This window comes from Agromyces sp. Y182, assembly GCF_059445385.1.
In genome coordinates, this window is the sequence record NZ_JCAIUF010000001.1 from 2,787,190 (window position 1) to 2,804,921 (window position 17,732).

General features: G+C 69.9%; 15 protein-coding genes. All 15 read left to right on the forward strand.

What is annotated here, in order from left to right:
• The first annotated feature begins 38 nt into the window (after nucleotides 1–38).
• The gene (locus AC1C2R_RS12785) at nucleotides 39–2,057 is read left to right on the forward strand and encodes a glycoside hydrolase family 127 protein (RefSeq protein ID WP_495380175.1); all 2,019 of its coding nucleotides are present in this window, start codon (nucleotides 39–41) and stop codon (nucleotides 2,055–2,057) included.
• 42 nt (nucleotides 2,058–2,099) lie between these two features.
• On the forward strand, nucleotides 2,100–3,797 hold the full coding sequence (locus tag AC1C2R_RS12790; RefSeq protein ID WP_495380176.1) for an ABC transporter substrate-binding protein: 1,698 nt from the start codon (nucleotides 2,100–2,102) through the stop codon (nucleotides 3,795–3,797).
• 3 nt (nucleotides 3,798–3,800) lie between these two features.
• Nucleotides 3,801–4,760, forward strand: a complete 960-nt coding sequence (locus tag AC1C2R_RS12795; RefSeq protein ID WP_495380177.1) for an ABC transporter permease — start codon at nucleotides 3,801–3,803, stop codon at nucleotides 4,758–4,760.
• On the forward strand, nucleotides 4,760–5,755 hold the full coding sequence (locus tag AC1C2R_RS12800; RefSeq protein ID WP_495352869.1) for an ABC transporter permease: 996 nt from the start codon (nucleotides 4,760–4,762) through the stop codon (nucleotides 5,753–5,755). Before AC1C2R_RS12795 ends, AC1C2R_RS12800 begins: the two co-directional genes overlap by 1 nt.
• Nucleotides 5,752–6,609 (forward strand): ABC transporter ATP-binding protein, encoded by an 858-nt coding sequence (locus tag AC1C2R_RS12805; RefSeq protein ID WP_495352870.1) that lies wholly within the window; start codon nucleotides 5,752–5,754, stop codon nucleotides 6,607–6,609. Before AC1C2R_RS12800 ends, AC1C2R_RS12805 begins: the two co-directional genes overlap by 4 nt.
• Complete coding sequence (locus AC1C2R_RS12810; protein ID WP_495352871.1) at nucleotides 6,606–7,454, forward strand: ABC transporter ATP-binding protein; 849 nt, start codon at nucleotides 6,606–6,608, stop codon at nucleotides 7,452–7,454. The genes AC1C2R_RS12805 and AC1C2R_RS12810 overlap by 4 nt, the downstream gene beginning before the upstream one ends.
• Entirely contained in the window at nucleotides 7,451–8,779 is a 1,329-nt protein-coding gene (locus tag AC1C2R_RS12815) for an alpha/beta fold hydrolase (RefSeq protein ID WP_495380178.1), read from the forward strand. The genes AC1C2R_RS12810 and AC1C2R_RS12815 overlap by 4 nt, the downstream gene beginning before the upstream one ends.
• A gap of 80 nt (nucleotides 8,780–8,859) precedes the next feature.
• Nucleotides 8,860–10,272, forward strand: a complete 1,413-nt coding sequence (locus AC1C2R_RS12820; RefSeq protein ID WP_495353249.1) for an aminopeptidase P family protein — start codon at nucleotides 8,860–8,862, stop codon at nucleotides 10,270–10,272.
• 39 nt (nucleotides 10,273–10,311) lie between these two features.
• Complete coding sequence (locus AC1C2R_RS12825) at nucleotides 10,312–10,989, forward strand: GntR family transcriptional regulator (RefSeq protein WP_495352873.1); 678 nt, start codon at nucleotides 10,312–10,314, stop codon at nucleotides 10,987–10,989.
• 148 nt (nucleotides 10,990–11,137) lie between these two features.
• A complete protein-coding gene (locus AC1C2R_RS12830; RefSeq protein ID WP_495352874.1) occupies nucleotides 11,138–12,322 on the forward strand; it encodes an NAD(P)/FAD-dependent oxidoreductase in 1,185 nt (394 codons plus the stop codon).
• On the forward strand, nucleotides 12,322–12,642 hold the full coding sequence (locus tag AC1C2R_RS12835) for a (2Fe-2S)-binding protein (RefSeq protein ID WP_495352875.1): 321 nt from the start codon (nucleotides 12,322–12,324) through the stop codon (nucleotides 12,640–12,642). Before AC1C2R_RS12830 ends, AC1C2R_RS12835 begins: the two co-directional genes overlap by 1 nt.
• Complete coding sequence (locus tag AC1C2R_RS12840; protein WP_495380179.1) at nucleotides 12,639–14,126, forward strand: FAD-dependent oxidoreductase; 1,488 nt, start codon at nucleotides 12,639–12,641, stop codon at nucleotides 14,124–14,126. Before AC1C2R_RS12835 ends, AC1C2R_RS12840 begins: the two co-directional genes overlap by 4 nt.
• A 52-nt stretch (nucleotides 14,127–14,178) precedes the next feature.
• Nucleotides 14,179–15,096, forward strand: coding sequence for a dihydrodipicolinate synthase family protein (locus tag AC1C2R_RS12845; RefSeq protein ID WP_495380180.1), 918 nt, complete (start codon nucleotides 14,179–14,181; stop codon nucleotides 15,094–15,096).
• Nucleotides 15,097–15,136: 40 nt separating this feature from the next.
• On the forward strand, nucleotides 15,137–16,138 hold the full coding sequence (locus AC1C2R_RS12850) for a proline racemase family protein (protein WP_495352878.1): 1,002 nt from the start codon (nucleotides 15,137–15,139) through the stop codon (nucleotides 16,136–16,138).
• Nucleotides 16,139–16,163: 25 nt separating this feature from the next.
• Nucleotides 16,164–17,657, forward strand: a complete 1,494-nt coding sequence (locus AC1C2R_RS12855) for an aldehyde dehydrogenase (NADP(+)) (protein WP_495380181.1) — start codon at nucleotides 16,164–16,166, stop codon at nucleotides 17,655–17,657.
• Nucleotides 17,658–17,732: the final 75 nt, after the last annotated feature.

Sequence of the window (17,732 nt, forward strand, 5' to 3'; positions counted from 1 at the left end):
TGTGATGCATGACACAGCACAGAGGGGTCTGTTCGCACATGGAAGACACGGTTGTCGAGCCACGAGGAGTGCACGAACGCTCGGCGACACGGGATCCTGCGGTCTCACCGACGGTCGCATCGCGAGTGCCGCTCGGCTCCGGCCGGGTGCGCCTCACCTCCGGGCAGCTCGCCGACTGGCAGCGACGCAATCGTGAAGCGACGATTCCCCACTCGCTCGAGCAATTGCGTCTGGCGGGCAACCTCGACAACCTCCGCCGCATCGCCGAACCCGACGGCGAGGCTGCAACCCACCCGTTCCGCGGCCGATACCCGTTCCTCGACACCGACGTGTTCAAGACGCTCGAGGGCCTGGCCTACGAGCTCGGCCGCAGCGGTGACGATCGCGACGGCGACGGCGACGGCGATGTCGCAGGCACTGCGCACGCCGTAACCACTGCGTTCTACGAAGAAGCCGTCGATCTCATCGAGCGAGCCCAACGCGCCGACGGCTACCTGAACTCGTACTTCCAGGCACCCGACGTCGAGAAGAACCCGTGGCAGGACCTCTCATGGGGCCACGAGCTCTACAACCTCGGTCACCTCGCGCAAGCAGCGGTCGCGGCATCCCGGCAGCTCGGCGACGACCGCCTGCTCACGGTTGCCCGCCGCTTCGCCGACCTCGCCTACGAGCGGTTCGGCCCCGACGGCGAGGATGCCGTCTGCGGGCACCCCGAGGTCGAGATGGCGCTCGTCGAGCTCGGCCGCGAGACCGGCGAGGTCCGCTACCTCGAACTCGCGAGACTGTTCATCGATCGTCGCGGACGTGGCACGGTCGCACTCAGCGTCTTCCCCGCCGAGTACTTCCAAGACAACGCGCCGCTTCGCGAACTCGACTCCGTGACCGGCCACGCCGTGCGCATGACCTACCTCGCCGCCGGCGCAGCCGACGTCGCCCTCGAGCGCGACGACACGACGCTCGACGCCGCGCTCGAGCGACTCTGGAACGACATGGTCGACACGAAGCTCTACCTCACGGGCGGCCTCGGCAGCCGGCACTCCGATGAGGCGATCGGCGACCGGTTCGAACTTCCCTCCGAGCGCTCCTACAGCGAGACGTGCGCGGCGATCGCCACGATGCAGTGGGCGTGGCGGATGTACCTCGCCTCGGGCGACGCGCCATACCTCGACGTTTTCGAGACCGTGCTCTACAACGCGTATGCGGCCGGCCTCTCCGACGACGGGTGCGCGTTCTTCTACGACAACCCGCTGCAGCGCCGCCCCGACCACGAACAGCGTTCAGGTGCAGAGCCCGACGGCGAGTTGCTGCGCCGCGCGTGGTTCGGCTGCCCGTGCTGCCCGCCGAACATCATCCGCTGGACGTCGGAGCTGCAGGACCACGTCGCCGCGGCCGACGCCGACACGCTCTACCTCGCCCAGTTCACCGGTGCCGACATCGAGCACGGCGGCCTCCGCCTCGCGGTGACCACCGAATACCCCTGGACCGAACGGGTCACGATCGACGTCGCCGATGCGCCGGCCGACGCGCCGCGTCTCGCGCTGCGAGTGCCCGCGTGGTGCCACGGTGCGAGCCTCACGATCAACGGCGAGACGATCGCGGCCGACGCCCCAGCGGGCTGGCTGCGGATCGAGCAGACGCTCGGCGCGGGCGATCGCATCGAACTCGACCTCCCGATGCCCGTGCGCGCCCACGGCGCCGACCCACGAGTCGACGCCCTGCGCAGCTCGATCGCCCTCGCCCGGGGCCCGATCGTCTACTGCGCCGAGCAGATCGACAACGAGTTCGAGCTCGACGAACTGCTGCTCGCTCCGGCCGACGCGGCGGCCGCAACTGCCGTGCCCCGCGTCGTCACGGCCGGCAGTCGCGACGAGACCCGGATCATCACGGTGCCGACGCGGGTCGCCCCGCCCCACAAGGGCGGGCTCTACCCCGAGCTCGGCATCGAGAGGGTGACGGATGCCGCGGCATCCGTCACCACAACCGCAACGCTCGTTCCCTACCACCTCTGGGGGAACCGCGGAGCGGCGGCCATGCGCGTGTGGCTTCGCACGGCCTGAACCACTGCACCGTTCCACCACTCTCACACGAAGGAAGACAGCATGAAGCAACGCACCGCGCTCCTCGCGCTGACACTCGCGGGTTCGCTCGCGCTCGTCGGTTGCAGCGCCGCAACCGACACCCCCGACTCCGGAGGTGACGGCGTCGGCGGTACCCCCACCGCGGGCGGCACCCTTCGGGTGCTGCAGAACACCGACTTCTCCCACCTCGACCCCGCACAGGGCTTCGACGGGGGCGTCAACAACTTCTACCGGCTCATCTACCGCACCCTCACCACGCAGAGCACGGGCGAGGGCGCCGAGGGCACCGAGATCGTGCCCGACCTCGCGACCGACCTCGGCACGCCGAACGAGGACGCGACCGTGTGGACCTACACGCTCAAAGACGACATCGCCTTCGAAGACGGCACACCCATCACGAGCGCCGATGTGAAGTTCGGCGTCGAGCGCTCGCTCGACCCGTCGATCGCGATCGGCTCGCCATACGCGAAGATCGTGCTCGACATGCCCGAGGACTACCAGGGCTACTACATCTCGGGGCCCCTCGACACGATCGAGACGCCCGATGAGCAGACCATCGTCTTCCACCTGAACCAGCCGTACGCCGACTTCGACGCCGTCGTCGGCCAGTCGCCGTTCACGCCGTTCCCGGTCGACGCCGGCGTCACGACGACGAGCCTCGACCAGCAGCCGATCGCATCGGGCCCGTACCGGGTCACGGAATACCAGCGCGGCAGCACCCTCGTGCTCGAGCGCAATGAGAACTGGAACCAGGACAGCGACGACGTGCGCGGCGCGTACCCCGACTCGTTCGAGTGGAGCTTCGGACTCGACGGCGCCACGATCGACGAGCGCATGATCGCCGGCCAGGGCGACGACCGAAACGCGATCGCCGGATCCGTGCAGGCCGCGTCGATCTCGCGCATCCAGACGCCCGAGATCCAGGAACGCACGATCCAGGGCCTGCAGGGCTGCACGACGTACATGCCGCTGAACACGACGAAGCCCGGCATGGACAACCCGCTCGTGCGCCAGGCGATCAACCTCGCCGTCGACAAGCAGGCCGTCAAGGACGGCACGGGCGGAAGCCAGCTCGCCGACATCGCCACGACGATGATGCCGCCGACCGTCGCCGGATTCACCGAGTTCGACCTGTACCCCTCCGACGACTTCGCCGGCGACCCGGATGCCGCGAAGGACCTGCTCGCCGAGGCCGGATACCCCGACGGGTTCACGTTCGTGCTCGACATCCGGAACAACCCGAAGATGCAGGCCCAGGCCGAAGCGATCCAGCAGTCGCTCGCCAAGGCCGGCATCACGGTGGAGTTCAACCTCATCGACTCGTCGACCTTCTACGAGGTCATCGGCACCACGTCGCAACAGCACGATGCCGCCATCACGGGCTGGTGCCCTGACTGGGCGTCGGGTGCGACCTTCCTGCCGCCGCTCTTCGAGGGCTCGCAGATCTACGAGAAGGGCAACTCGAACGTCGGCCAGTTGAACGATCCGGCCGTGAACACCCGCATCACCGAGATCCGCGCGATGACCGACGTCGACGAGGCGAACGCCGCATGGGGCGCGCTCGACGAGCAGATCATGGAGATCGCGCCCGCCGTGCCGCTCCTCTTCGAGAAGGCCGTCATGGTCGTCGGCTCGAACGTCGCAGGCGCCTACGCGCACGCGGGATTCTCGGGCGGCATCGACTACGTGTCGGTCGGACTCGCGAGCCCGGAGCAGTAAACGATGTCGACGGTCCCCAGCGAGCTGGCCGTCGAGTCGGAAGCGAAGGGGGCGCTGCCAACGGGCGGCGCCCCCACCCCGGCCCGACGCGTCATCGCGACGCTCATGAAGTCCCCTGCAGTCGTCGTGAGCGTCTGCATCATCGTGTTCATCGCGCTCCTCGCGGTGTGCGCGCCGCTCATCGCGGCGATCACCGGCTGGGGGCCGTACGAATTCGACAAGACCGCGATCGACTCGGATCTCGGCGGCATCCCCATCGGGCCGCTCGGCGGCATCAGCGCCGAGCACTGGCTCGGAGTCGAGCCCGGCAACGGCCGCGACATCCTCGTGCGCGTCGCCTACGGCGCCCAGGTCTCGCTCACCATCGCCGTCTCGGCCACGCTCGTGACGATGACCCTCGGCGTCGTGCTCGGCATGATCGCCGGATTCTTCAGCGGCGTCGCCGACCAGATCATCTCCCGCGTCATGGACTTCCTCATGGCGTTCCCGACCCTCATCTTCATGATCGCGCTGCTCTCCGCACTGCCGGCCGGCAACCGCCCGGCGCTCCTCGTCGTCGTACTCAGCATCTTCGGCTGGCCCTACACCGCGCGGGTCATCCGGGGTCAGACGATGTCGCTGCGTAACAGCGAGTTCGTCGAGGCAGCGCGCGCCTCGGGTGCGCGCCCGGTGCGCATCGCATTCCGCGAGGTGCTGCCGAACCTGCGGGGCACCATCATCGTGCTCGCGACCCTGGCTGTTCCGGGGTACATCGGCACCGAGGCGGGACTCTCCTTCCTCGGCGTCGGCGTCATGCCGCCCACGCCGTCGTGGGGCCAGATGATCTCGACCGCGGTCGGCTGGTACGCCGTCGACCCGATGTTCTTCCTCATCCCGGGCACCTTCCTCTTCCTCACCGTGTTCTCGTTCACCGTGCTCGGCGACCATCTGCGCACGGCGCTCGACACGGGGGATGCCGCGTAATGCTCTTCTACTTCGCTCGCCGCATCCTCGCGGCCCTCGCCATCCTCTTCCTCATCAGCCTGTTCACCTACGCGATCTTCTTCCTACTCTCGCCCGACCCCGCGGTGCAGATCTGCGGCAAGACGTGCACGCCGGAACGCATCGATCAGATCCGCTCCCAGCTCGGTCTCGACCTGCCGTTCTGGCAGCAGTACTGGCAGTTCATCTCGGGCATCTTCACGGGTCGCACCTACGGTGAGGGCGCCGCGGCGATCGAGTGCGCGGCTCCGTGCCTCGGCTTCAGCTTCCAGACGAACGAGTCGGTCACCGACATGATCACCACCCGGATGCCGGTGAGCATCACCCTCGCCGTCGGCGCGGCCGTGCTCTGGATGCTCGCGGGCATCGGCGGCGGGCTGCTCAGCGCCGTCAAGCAGGGCACCGGCTGGGACAAGGGCGTCATGATGGCCGCGCTCGCCGGCATCAGCCTGCCGAACTACTTCGTCGCCCTGCTGCTGCAGTACGTGCTCGTCGTGCAGCTGCGGTGGCTGCCGTTCCCGCAGTCGATTCCGTTCGCCGAGGATCCGCTGCTGTGGTTCCAGTCCTACCTGATGCCCTGGCTCGTGCTCGCCTTCGGCTACGCGGCGATGTACTCGCGCATCGTGCGCACGAACGTCATCGACACCCTCGGCCAGAACTTCATGCGCACGGCGAAGGCGAAGGGGCTCGACGCCCCGCTCGTGCTGCGCCGTCACGCGCTGCGTCCGTCGCTCACTCCGGTCGTGACCCTCTTCGGCATGGACTTCGCGGGCCTCCTCGGCGGTGCACTCATCACCGAGACGGTGTTCGGCCTGAACGGCGTCGGCAAGCTGACGGCCGACTCGATCGCGAAGAACGACCAGCCCGTCATCATGGGCGTCACGCTGCTCGCCGCCGCGCTCGTCGTCATCGCGAACATGCTCGTCGACGTCGCCTACACGTACCTCGACCCGAGAGTGAGGGTGAAGTCCGCATGAGTCTCACATCACCACGCACGATCTCCATCCCCGTGCCCGGCTCGACGCTGCTCGAGGTCGAGCACCTCACGGTGACGTTCCAAACCTCCTCGGGCCCCGTCGACGTCGTGAAGGACGCGTCGTTCCACGTCGAGGCCGGCGACACGCTCGGCATCGTCGGCGAGTCGGGCTCGGGCAAGTCGATGACCTCGCTCGCCATCATGGGGTTGCTGCCTCGGGGCGGCGTCGCACGCGGCAGCATCCGGCTGAACGGCCATGAACTGCTCGGTCGCAGCGACCGCGAGATGCGCCGGGTTCGCGGCGACAAGGTCTCGATGGTCTTCCAGGACCCGCTCTCGTCGCTGAACCCCTACTACACGGTCGGTCTCCAGATCGAGGAGGCGTACCGAGCGCACAACGGCGGCAGCCGCAAGCACGCCCGCAACGTCACGATCGAAGCGCTCGAACGAGTACGAATCGCGGATGCCTCGCGGCGGGTCGATCACTACCCGCACCAGTTCTCTGGCGGCATGCGCCAGCGCATCATGATCGCGATGGCGCTCTGCCTCGAGCCCGACCTGCTGATCGCCGACGAACCGACGACCGCGCTCGACGTCACCGTGCAGGCGCAGATCCTCGAACTGCTCGCCGAACTGCAGCGCGAGACGGGCACGGGCATGGTCTTCATCACCCATGACCTCGCCGTCGTCAGCCAGGTCGCACAAGACGTGCTCGTCATGAAAGACGGCGAGCAGGTCGAGCGCGGCACGACCGAGCAGATCTTCTCGCGGCCGCAGGCGCCCTACACCCGGGCGCTGCTCGAGGCGCTGCCTCGCATCGACGACCCGTTCGAGTTGAAGGGAGCGGGCGCATGACCGAGGCCATCCTCGCCGCAAGGAACGTCAGCAAGGTCTTCGTCACGCGCGGAGAGGGCGCCGTGTTCGCCGGCACGACCCGGTTCACCGCGGTCGACGACGTGAACTTCGAGGTGCCGCGCGGCAAGACGCTCGGCATCGTGGGCGAATCGGGTTCGGGCAAGTCCACCACGGCGCGCATCGTCGCGAAGCTCATCGACCCGACCGAGGGCACCCTCGAGTTCGAGGGCGAGGATGTCACGAAGGCGAGCGGGCGCGCGCTCGCCGCGTTCCGGTCGAACGTGCAGGTCGTCTTCCAGGATCCGTTCTCGTCGTTGAACCCCAGGCACACGATCGAGAAGATCATCGCGGCACCCCTCGACTACCAGGGCATCACGCCGAAGCAGGGCAAGCGCACCCTCGTGCGAGAGCTGCTCGAGCGGGTCGGGCTGAACCCCGACCACGCGCAACGGTATCCGGGCCAGTTCTCGGGCGGCCAGGCGCAGCGCATCGGCATCGCCCGGGCGATCGCCGTGAGCCCGAAGCTCGTGATCTGCGATGAGGCGGTCTCGGCGCTCGACGTCTCGGTGCAGGCGCGTGTCATCAACCTGCTGAACGAGCTGCAGTCCGAGCTCGGGCTCAGCTACGTGTTCATCGCGCACGACCTCGCGGTCGTGCGACAGATCGCCGACACTGTCGCGGTGATGAGTCGCGGCCGTATCGTCGAGCATGGCGACCGGGCGGCGATCTTCGAGCACCCCGAGCACGAGTACACGAAGGCGCTCCTCGCCGCGGTGCCGCAGATCAACCCCGAATGGGAACGCGAGCGGGTGCGCATGCTCGCAGCAGAAGGAGCAGCAGAGTGATCCAGGCCGAGTACACGATCCCCGGTATGCACGTGCGCGACCACCTCGTCGAGGTGCCGCTCGACTGGTTCGACGAGTCGAGCACCCGGCGCATCACCGTGTTCGCCCGCGAGATCGTCGACCCCGTGAAGCGTCGCGACGAGCTGCCGGTACTCGTCTACCTGCAGGGCGGACCAGGCGGCAAGGGCCCGCGCCCGCCCGCGCCCGACGGCTGGGTGGGGGAAGCCCTGAAGACGCATCGCGTCGTGCTGCTCGACCAGCGCGGCACCGGCCGGAGTTCGCGCATCGACGGCCGGGTCATCGCGGCCGTCGGCGACGCCGCCGCGCAAGCCGACTATCTCGCCCGCTTCCGCGCGGACTCGATCGTCGCCGACGCCGAGCACCTGCGGAGGACCGTGTTCGGCGGCAAGCGATGGTCGACCCTCGGGCAGAGCTACGGCGGCTTCATCACCCTCTCCTACCTCTCGAACGCGCCCGAGGGGCTCGCGGCGAGCTACGTCACCGGCGGGCTCGCGAGCGTGTGGCCCGATGCCGCAGAGGTGTACCGCCGCACCTACCCGCGCACCGAGGGCAAGAACCGCGAGTTCGCCCGCCGCTACCCGCACCACGTCGCGACGATGTCGCGCATCGCCGACCGGCTCGCGGCCGGCGACGTGGTGCTGCCCGGCGGGGACGCGCTCACGGTGCGGCGCTTCCAGAGCCTCGGCATCGACTACGGCATGAAGCCGGGGTTCGAACGCATGCACTTCCTCATCGACGAAGCCTTCGCCGGGGCATCCGATGAGCTCACCGAGACCTTCCTCGCGCAGGTGGAGGCGCGCAGCTCCTACAGCGACAACCCGCTCTTCGCCGTCATGCAGGAGTCGATCTACGCCTCGGGCGACACCGGCGCGACCGCGTGGGCCGCGCAGGCCGAACGCGAACGACGCCCGCAGTTCGCCGAGTCGGCTCGCCCCCTGCTCATGACCGGCGAGATGATGTTCCCCTGGATGTTCCGGGAGATCCGCGCCCTCGAGCCGTTCGAAGCGGTCGTCGACCTGCTCGCCGAACGCACCGACTGGAGTGCGCTCTACGATCTCGACCGACTCGCCGCCAATGAGGTGCCGCTCGCTGCTGCCGTCTACCACGACGACATGTACGTCGATGCGGGGCTGCAGCTCGCCACGGCCGAGCACGTCGGCAACACACGGGTGTGGGTGACGAACGAATACGAACACGACGGAATCGGATCCGAGCGAGTCTTCCCACGGCTCGTGCAACTCGTCGCCGAGCAGGGCGGGCCGATCGTGGACCAGTCTCACAAGATGAAAGGACACGCAGCATGAGCGAGACCCAGACGACCCCCGCGGCTTCGGCCCACGCCGGCCACGACCACGAGGCAGCCACGGTCGCCTCGGCAGCTTCGATGCCCGCGCCCGCGACTCGCGACCCACGGCTGCCGCGACTGCGCGAGGTGCCTGCGTTCCTCGACTACATGGCGACCGGCTGGGGAACCCCCGATCGCACGCCGCCGGTCGAGCCGGGCGTCGCGGGGGCATCCGTTGCGCACCGAGCGCGTCTGAGCGCGGCCTTTCCCGGTCGCACGATCGTGGTCGCCTCGGGTCGCGCGCCGGTGCGCGCGAACGACTCGAACTACGACTTCCGGCCCGACAGCGACTTCTTCTGGTTGAGCGGATGCTCCGTCGAAGACGCCGTCGTCGTGCTGACGCCGGCGGGCACCGGCCATGACGCGACGTTGTTCCTTCCTGCTCCGGCCTATCCCGGCGACCCCGATTTCTTCGGCAACGCCGCGCACGGCGAACTCTGGGTCGGCGCCGCGCCCGACCTGGGGGACTGGTCTGCGGCGCTCGGCATCGAGGTGCGGCCGCTTTCACGGCTGGCCGAGACGGTCGGTCGCGGCGAGGGAGCGCTCGTCACGGGCACGCTGAACTCCGACCACGCGGCGCTCGCGGGCCTGCGTCGATCACCCGAGCTCGGGCGCGTGCTCGCCGAGCTCCGCATGCTGAAAGACGAGTGGGAGATCGCCGAACTCCGCCGTGCGGTCGACGCGACGGTCGGCGGCTTCGCGAGCGTCATCCGCGAAGTGCCGAATGCGATCGCCCTCGGCGGCGAGCGCTGGCTGCAGGGCACGTTCGACCGGCACGCGCGAACCTTCGGCAACGGGCCCGGCTACTCGACGATCGTCGGTTCGGCCGAACACGCGCCGACCCTGCACTGGGTGCGCTGCGACGGACCGGTGAAGCCCGACGAGCTGCTGCTGCTCGACATGGGCGTCGAGACCCGCGCGTACTACACGGCCGACGTGACGCGCACGTTCCCGGCTTCGGGCACGTTCAGCGCCGCGCAGCGCGAGGTGCACGATCTCGTCGAGCGCTCGCACCGGGCAGGCCTCGCCGCCGTCCGCCCCGGGCGGGACTTCCTCGACTTCCACACGGCCGCGATGGAGGTCATCGCAACGGGGCTCGCCGACTGGGGACTGCTGCCGGTCTCGGTCGATGAGGCGCTCTCACCCGAGGGCCAGCACCACCGCCGATACCTGGTGTGCGGCATCGGCCATCACCTCGGCCTCGACGTGCACGACTGCGCCCAGTCGAGCTACGAGGCCTACCAGGGCGGCCTGATGCAACCCGGCATGGTGCTCACGGTCGAGCCCGGCCTGTACTTCCACGCATTCGACGAAACAGTGCCGCCGGAGTTGCGTGGCATCGGAGTTCGCATCGAAGACGATATTTTGGTCACCACCGGCGGTTCCGAGGTTCTCTCGGACGCGCTGCCGATCGATGCCGTCGGCCTCGAAGAGTGGATGCGGGCGCGGTAGTCCTGTCGCCCGCGATCGATGAGAGAGGTCGGAACAGCTATGGGGGTCACCGCGATTCGTCCGGTCGAGCAGCAACAGAGCCTGCGCGCGCAGGTGGAGCAGGCGCTCTCGGCCGCGATCATCTCCGGCGAGCTCGCACCGGGCACACTGCTGACGGTACCGACGCTCGCGGCGCAGTTCGACGTGTCGGCGACGCCGGTGCGAGAGGCGATGCTCGATCTCGAGGGGCGGGGGTTCGTCGAACCGGTGCGCAACAAGGGTTTCCGGGTCACGACCGTGAGCCCCGAGGTGCTTCGCGAGATCGTCGAGGTGCGACAGTTGCTCGAGCCGCCGGCGATGGAGGAGCTCGCACGACGGTTCCCGGCCGGCGAGTTGCCGGCGCTCACCGAGCTCGCCGCGCAGATCGTCGTCGGCGCGCGCACGGGCGACCTGCGCGCCTACCTCGAGGCCGACGTGCATTTCCACCTGACGCTCACGCGCATGCTGGGCAACCGCCTGCTCGTCGAGACCGTCGCCGAGTTGCGGTCGCGTACGAGACTCGTTGGGCTCTCGGCGATGCTCGAGACCAACAGGCTCGACGAGTCGGCAGCCGAGCACCTCGAGCTCCTGCAACTGCTCGAGGCAGGGGATGCCGCAGGGGCGCGCGAGCTCATGCACCGGCACATCCATCACACGCTCGGCTGGTGGGCGGGCAACCCCGAGACCGAGCAGGGCTGAGGGAGCTGGGGCGAGGGCGAGGCGCGAGCGGATGTCCCGTGGCCGGAGTCGGCACGCGGTATGCGGCCCCGCCCAGACCGCGCTTCCTACCCGGCAATGTGTGACATATTACTGATACGATCGATCCAACGGGAAGGGGAGCAGCGCCATGATCAGTGACATCGTGGTCGTCGGGGCCGGCATCGTCGGCGCCGCGTGTGCGCGGGCGTTCGCCCTGGCCGGGTTCCGCGTCACCGTGCTCGACCGCGATGCCCCGGCTTCGGGCACGAGCGCGAAGGGCGAAGGCAACCTCCTCGTCTCCGACAAAGGCCCCGGCGCGGAGCTCGCGCTCGCCCAGTACGCCGCCTCCCTCTGGCCGGGCCTCGCCGCCGAACTCGCCGACGAGCTCCGCTCGTCGTTCCCGGCGATCGAGTACGAGCAGAAGGGCGGGCTCGTCGTCGCCACCACCGCCGAGGGCGCCGCGCCGCTGCTCGCATTCGCGGCATCCCAGCTCGCTGCCGGCGTCGATGCGCGCGCCATCACGATCGACGATGCCCGCACCCTCGAGCCGCACCTGAACCCCGCGATCACCGCGGCTGTGCACTACCCCGAAGACGCGCAGGTGCAGCCGGTCATCGCCACCGAAGCACTGCTCGCCTCGGCGAGGAACCACGGTGCCGACATCCGCCCGTTCGTCACCGTGACCGGTGCGCTGCGTGATGTCAGCGGCCGCGTCGCCGGCGTCACGACGACGGCAGGCGACGTGCCGGCTGGCGCAGTGATCGTCGCTGCCGGCCCCTGGTCGGGCGAGGTCTCGGCCTCGCTCGGGGTGCACCTGCCGGTCAGACCCCGCCGCGGCAACGTGCTCGTCACGACGCGTATGCCCCACCGCGTCTTCCACAAGGTGTACGACGGCGACTACTTCGGCGCCACCCAGTCGAGCGACGCGGCGCTGCAGACGTCGAGCGTCGTCGAGTCGACGGCTGCAGGCACCGTGCTCATCGGTTCGAGCCGTGAACAGATCGGCTTCGACGATCGGCTGCGGGTCGCCGCGCTCCGCGAGATCGCGGTGAAGGCGCTGCGGCTCTTCCCATTTCTCGCGGGCGCGAGCATCATGCGCAGCTACGGCGGGTTCCGGCCGTTCATGCCTGATCACCTGCCCGTGATCGGCGCCGACCACCGCGCGCCCGGCCTCTGGCACGCCAGTGGCCACGAGGGCGCGGGCATCGGACTCTCGCTCGCGACCGCCCAACTTCTCGTCACCGAGTTCACGGATCGATCGGCGTCGATCGACGCGACACCGTTCCGGCTCGACCGCGCATCACTCGCGCCCCACCTCGCGGCGGTGGCGTGATGGGCGCGCGACTGCTGCCGGCCTCCTCCGACCCGATCCGTCCTTCGGCGAGCGCGCCGCTCGCGATCTCGCTCGACGGCGCGGCCGTGCGCGGCATCGCCGGGCAGACGATCGCGGGCGTCGTGCTCGCGAGCGGCCGGCTCGCGTGGCGGCGCACCTCGGTCGACGGTCGCCCGCGCGGCCTGTTCTGCGGCATCGGCATCTGCTTCGACTGCATCGTCACGGTCAACGGCGAGCGCGACGTGCGTGCCTGTCAGCGCCGGGCGGTCGACGGCGACATCGTCGAGAGTCAGCACGACGAACTCCCGGAGGCGGAATGAACGTCGTCATCGTCGGCGCCGGCCCCGCCGGACTCGCCGCCGCGCTCGCTGCACGGGCTCGCGGGGCATCCGTGACCCTGCTCGATGCTGCCGACGAACCGGGCGGCCAGTACTGGCGGCACCTGCCACCCGAGCGCCCTTCGGCCGACGAGCAGGTGATCCACCACGGCTGGCATCGCTTCACCGCCATGCGCGGGGCCCTCGAAGCCGATGCCGGCTGCGAGATCGTGATGGGCGCCCAGGTCTGGGCGATCGAACCCGCGGATGCCCCTGCCCCCGCCGCTCCCCTCGCCGTGCACGTGCTCGTCGGGCCGCCCGACGGCTCGCGCCGCGCCGCCCGCACGTTCCGCCCCGACGCGCTCGTGCTCGCCACCGGCGCCCACGACCGCACGCTGCCCTTCCCCGGCTGGGACCTGCCGGGCGTCTTCACCGCCGGGGCGGCGCAGGCCTTCGCGAAGGGCGAGCGGGTCGCGATCGGCCAGCGGGTCGTCATCGCGGGCGCCGGTCCGTTCCTGCTCCCCGTCGCGGCGTCCCTCGCCGCCACCGGTGCGAAGGTGCTCGGCGTCTACGAGGCAAGCCGCGTCGCCGGACTCGTGCGCGGGTGGCTGCGCAAGCCGTGGCAGCTCCTCGGCGCCGCGAAGAAGGGCGGCGAACTCGCAGGCTACGTCGGCACGCACGTGCGGCACCTCATTCCGTACGCGACCGGTCGTGCGGTGATCGCCGCGCACGGCTTCGACCGGGTCGAGGCCGTCACGGTCGCCCGGGTCGACGCGAACTGGAAGCCCGTGCCCGGCACCGAGCGGCGCATCGCCGCCGACGCCGTGTGCGTCAGCCACGGCTTCACGCCGCGCCTCGAGCTGCCGATCGCCGCGGGCTGCGCGATCTCCCCGGCGCGTTTCGTCGAGGTCGACGCGGCCCAGTTGTCGAGCGTCACCGGGGTCTACGCCGCGGGTGAGATCACGGGCATCGGCGGTGTCGACGCAGCGCTCGCCGAGGGTGAACTCGCGGGCCACTGCGCCGCCGGCGGAGCACCGACGGATGCCGGCATTCGCCGGGCTGTTCGTGCGCGCACGACATTCACGGGGTTCGCAGCCCGCATCGAGGCGGCGCACGGCATCCGCTCGGGCTGGACCGCCTGGCTCGACGACGACACCCTCGTCTGCCGTTGCGAAGAGGTGCCCTACGGCTGCCTCCGCGAGACCGCCGCAGAGACCGGCGGCAGCGGGCTCCGCTCGATGAAGCTCACGACGCGCGCGGGCCTCGGCATCTGCCAGGGCCGCGTCTGCGGTCGCACGGTCGAGGAACTCGTGGGGGCAGCCGGTGCGGTCGGGGGTCTCGATACGGCCGCGGGCGGCCTACTCGACCAGCGGGGGGTGGCCGCGGGCGGCCTACTCGACCAGCCGGAGCGCGTCACGACCGACCGCCGCCCCATCGCCTCGCCGGTGCGCCTCGGCGAACTCGCCGCGGGCGTCGCGCCCGAGTGAGCGCGTTGCACTTCAACGTCCACAACACTCCCATCGTCCAGAAAGGACATCCATGACCACGCAGAAGTTCGACCTCGGCGGTGTCGTCGTTGCGACAACCCTCGCCTTCAAGGAAGACGCATCGGCGCCCGCGGGCCTCGCCGTCGACTACGAGAAGTTCGCCGCGCACTGCGACTTCCTGATCGAGAACGGATGCCGCGGCGTCGGCCCGAACGGCTCGCTCGGCGAGTACTCGAGCCTCACCGACGACGAGCGCCGCAAGGTCATCCAGGTCGCGGTGGAGACCGTGGCGGGCCGCGGACTCGTCGTCGCGGGCGTGCACGGCGTCGGCTGGCACCAGGCCGTGCAGTGGGCCGAGTACGCGAAGGCCGACGGCGCAGATGGCGTGCTCGCGCTGCCGCCGACCATCTACCGTGCGAACCGCGCCGAGGTCATCGAGCACTACACGCGCCTCAACGAGGTGGGCCTGCCGATCATGCTCTACAACAACCCCATCGACACGAAGGTCGACCTGACCCCCGACCTCGTCGCCGAGCTCTTCGAGCTCGAGAACGTCGTGGCCATCAAGGAGTTCACGACCGACATCCGTCGCGTGCTCGAGATCCAGGAGCTCTGCGGCATCGACGTCATCGCCGGCGCCGACGACCTGCTCTTCGAGTCGCTCGTCGTGGGCGCGACCGGCTGGTTCGCCGGCTACCCGAACGCCTTCCCGAAGGAGGCCGTCGAGATCTACGACCTCGTGAAGTCCGGGCGGATCGACGCCGCCCGCGAGCTCTACAAGAACCTCGTCGCCGTGTTCCGCTGGGACTCGAAGACCGAGTTCGTGCAAGCCATCAAGCTGTCGATCGACGTCGCCGGGCAGAGCTACGGTGGAACCACCCGCCCGCCGCGCGGTCCGCTCTCGGCCGAGCACGAGGCGCTCGTACGCCGCGACACGCAGAAGGCGCTCGACTACATCGCGAGCCGCTAGGCCCGCGGGGTAGGAACAGGGCAGGGCTGGAGGAGGACACATGCGTTCGAAGCGGATGATCTCTGCCGTCGACTCGCACACCGAGGGCATGCCGACGCGCGTCGTCACCGGCGGCGTCGGCGTGATTCCGGGCGAGACGATGAACGAGAAGCGCCTGCACTTCATGGCGCACATGGACGAGCTGCGGCTCTTCCTCATGAACGAGCCGCGCGGTCATCCCGCGATGAGCGGTGCCATCCTCCAGCCCTCGACGCGCCTCGACTGCGACTGGGGCGTCGTGTTCATCGAGGTGAGCGGATGCCTCCCGATGTGCGGGCACGGCACGATCGGCGTTGCCACGGTGCTCGTCGAGACGGGCATGGTCGAGGTCGTCGAGCCCGTCACCGAGATCCGCCTCGACACCCCTGCGGGGCTCGTCGTCGCTCGGGTCGCCGTGACCGACGGCCATGCCGACTCGGTGACGATCGAGAACGTGCCGAGCTACGTCGACGCGCTCGACACCACCATCGAGGTGCCGGGATACGGCACCGTGCCCTACTCGATGGCGTTCGGCGGCAACTTCTACGCGATGGTCGACCTCGACGATGTCGGGCTCCCGTTCGACCGTTCGCGGCAGCAAGAGATCATCACGGCGGGTCTCGCGATCATGGCGGCGATCAACGAGACCGCGCCGCCGCGGCATCCGTTCATCGACGGCGTCGACCACTGCCACCATGTCGAATTCATCGCCCCGGGGTCGGATGCCACGCTGTCGCGCCACGCCATGGCGATCCACCCCGGGTGGTTCGACCGCTCACCGTGCGGCACGGGCACCTCGGCGCGCATGGCCGAGCTCTGGGCCCGCGGCGAGCTTGCGCTCGACACCGACTTCGTCAACGAATCGTTCATCGGCAGTCGCTTCGTCGGCCGGCTCATCGCCGAGACCGAGGTCGACGGCCGGCCCGCGGTCATCCCGACCATCACCGGTCGTGCGTGGGTGACGGGCACCGCCCAGTACCTGCTCGACCCCGCCGACCCGTTCCCGACCGGCTTCCAGTTCTAACCGCCGCCGCACTCAAGGAGACCTCATGACGCAAGACCTCGAGACCATCGCGGCAGGCGCTGCCGCAGCAGCCGTTCCGTTCGCGGAGACGAACCCGCGCGACCGCGGCGCAGCCCTCGTGGCCGTCGCCGACGCGCTCGAAGCGAATACCGACGAGCTCGTCGGCATCGCGATGGACGAGACGGGCCTCACCGAGGCGCGCCTCCGCGGCGAGCTCAAGCGCACTGCGGTGCAGCTGCGTCTCTTCTCCGACACGATCGTCGACGGCGGCTACCTCGACGTGCGCATCGACGCCGCCGACCCGGAGTTCGTGCTCGGTGCGCGCCCCGACGTGCGCCGTTACCTCGTGCCGGTCGGCCCCGTCGTGAACTTCGCCGCCTCGAACTTCCCCTTCGCGTTCTCGGTCGCGGGCGGTGACACCGCCGCGGCGCTCGCCGCCGGCTGCCCCGTGATCCTGAAGGGCCACTCCGGCCACCCCGAACTCTCCCGGCGCACTGCCGAGGTCGTCGCGGCGGCTCTCGCAGCCGCGGGCATGCCCGATGGGGTGTTCCAGCTCGTCACGGGCCAGGCCGAGGGCGTCGCGATCCTCAAAGACCCGCGCGTGAAGGCCGGTTCGTTCACGGGCTCGATCCCCGCCGGCCGCCTGCTCGCCGACATCGCTGCTGCGCGCCCCGCACCCATCCCGTTCTACGGCGAGCTCGGCAGCGTCAACCCGGTCTTCGTGACGCAGGGCGCCCTCGCGGAACGCGGCAGCGAGATCGCCGCGGGATACGTCGCGAGCGTCGCGGGCTCGGCGGGGCAGCTCTGCACCAAGCCGGGCTTCGTGTTCGTGCCGTTCGGGCACGGCCTCGACGGCGAGATCGCGGATGCCGCGGCATCCGTCGCCCCGCACCGCCTGCTGAACCCGCGTATCGCCGCCGGCTACCGAACGCGCCGCGACGAGATCCTCGCCGCGCAGGGCGTGCGCGTCATCGCACCCGGCAGCATCGAGATCGACGGCGACGGGCAGGGTCGGGCCACCCCGACGATCGTCGCCGTCTCGCTCGACGACCTCGTCGCCGGGCGCGACGTGCTGCTGGGTGAAGCCTTCGGGCCGCTCTCGGTGCTCGTCGAGCACGAGGCCGGCACCGACCTCGCCGGCCTCGTGCCCACGCTCTTCGAGGGCAACCTCACGGCCACGGTGCACGCGGCGACCGGTGAAGCGGATGCCCCGCTGCGCGCGCTCGTACGCGTGCTCACCGAGCACGCCGGGCGGGTGCTCTTCGGCGGCTGGCCCACGGGCGTCGCGGTCACGCCGGCGATGCAGCACGGTGGGCCGTGGCCCGCGACGACGAACGACTCCTCGACCTCGGTCGGCACCGCGGCGATCACGCGGTTCCTCCGCCCGGTCGCCTACCAGGGCGCCGCTGAAGCGCTGCTGCCGGTGCCCCTGCAGAGTGCGAACCCTTGGGGCGTGCCGCAGGCGTTCTCACCCGCGGGGCAGTCGACATCGTGGGGGTCGCGCGCCTCGGTCGGGTAATCGGGTTCGGCCGGCACGGAACCCGGCGTCGGCATCCGGACATACCTCTCTGTGCGGCGGGCTTCGCCGATGGAA

Coding starts and splice junctions, on each gene's coding strand:
- AC1C2R_RS12785 (WP_495380175.1), top strand. CDS start 39: ATGGAAGACACGGTTGTCGAGCCACGAGGAGTGCACGAACGCTCGGCG.
- AC1C2R_RS12790 (WP_495380176.1), top strand. CDS start 2,100: ATGAAGCAACGCACCGCGCTCCTCGCGCTGACACTCGCGGGTTCGCTC.
- AC1C2R_RS12795 (WP_495380177.1), top strand. CDS start 3,801: ATGTCGACGGTCCCCAGCGAGCTGGCCGTCGAGTCGGAAGCGAAGGGG.
- AC1C2R_RS12800 (WP_495352869.1), top strand. CDS start 4,760: ATGCTCTTCTACTTCGCTCGCCGCATCCTCGCGGCCCTCGCCATCCTC.
- AC1C2R_RS12805 (WP_495352870.1), top strand. CDS start 5,752: ATGAGTCTCACATCACCACGCACGATCTCCATCCCCGTGCCCGGCTCG.
- AC1C2R_RS12810 (WP_495352871.1), top strand. CDS start 6,606: ATGACCGAGGCCATCCTCGCCGCAAGGAACGTCAGCAAGGTCTTCGTC.
- AC1C2R_RS12820 (WP_495353249.1), top strand. CDS start 8,860: ATGCCCGCGCCCGCGACTCGCGACCCACGGCTGCCGCGACTGCGCGAG.
- AC1C2R_RS12825 (WP_495352873.1), top strand. CDS start 10,312: ATGGGGGTCACCGCGATTCGTCCGGTCGAGCAGCAACAGAGCCTGCGC.
- AC1C2R_RS12830 (WP_495352874.1), top strand. CDS start 11,138: ATGATCAGTGACATCGTGGTCGTCGGGGCCGGCATCGTCGGCGCCGCG.
- AC1C2R_RS12835 (WP_495352875.1), top strand. CDS start 12,322: ATGGGCGCGCGACTGCTGCCGGCCTCCTCCGACCCGATCCGTCCTTCG.
- AC1C2R_RS12840 (WP_495380179.1), top strand. CDS start 12,639: ATGAACGTCGTCATCGTCGGCGCCGGCCCCGCCGGACTCGCCGCCGCG.
- AC1C2R_RS12845 (WP_495380180.1), top strand. CDS start 14,179: ATGACCACGCAGAAGTTCGACCTCGGCGGTGTCGTCGTTGCGACAACC.
- AC1C2R_RS12850 (WP_495352878.1), top strand. CDS start 15,137: ATGCGTTCGAAGCGGATGATCTCTGCCGTCGACTCGCACACCGAGGGC.
- AC1C2R_RS12855 (WP_495380181.1), top strand. CDS start 16,164: ATGACGCAAGACCTCGAGACCATCGCGGCAGGCGCTGCCGCAGCAGCC.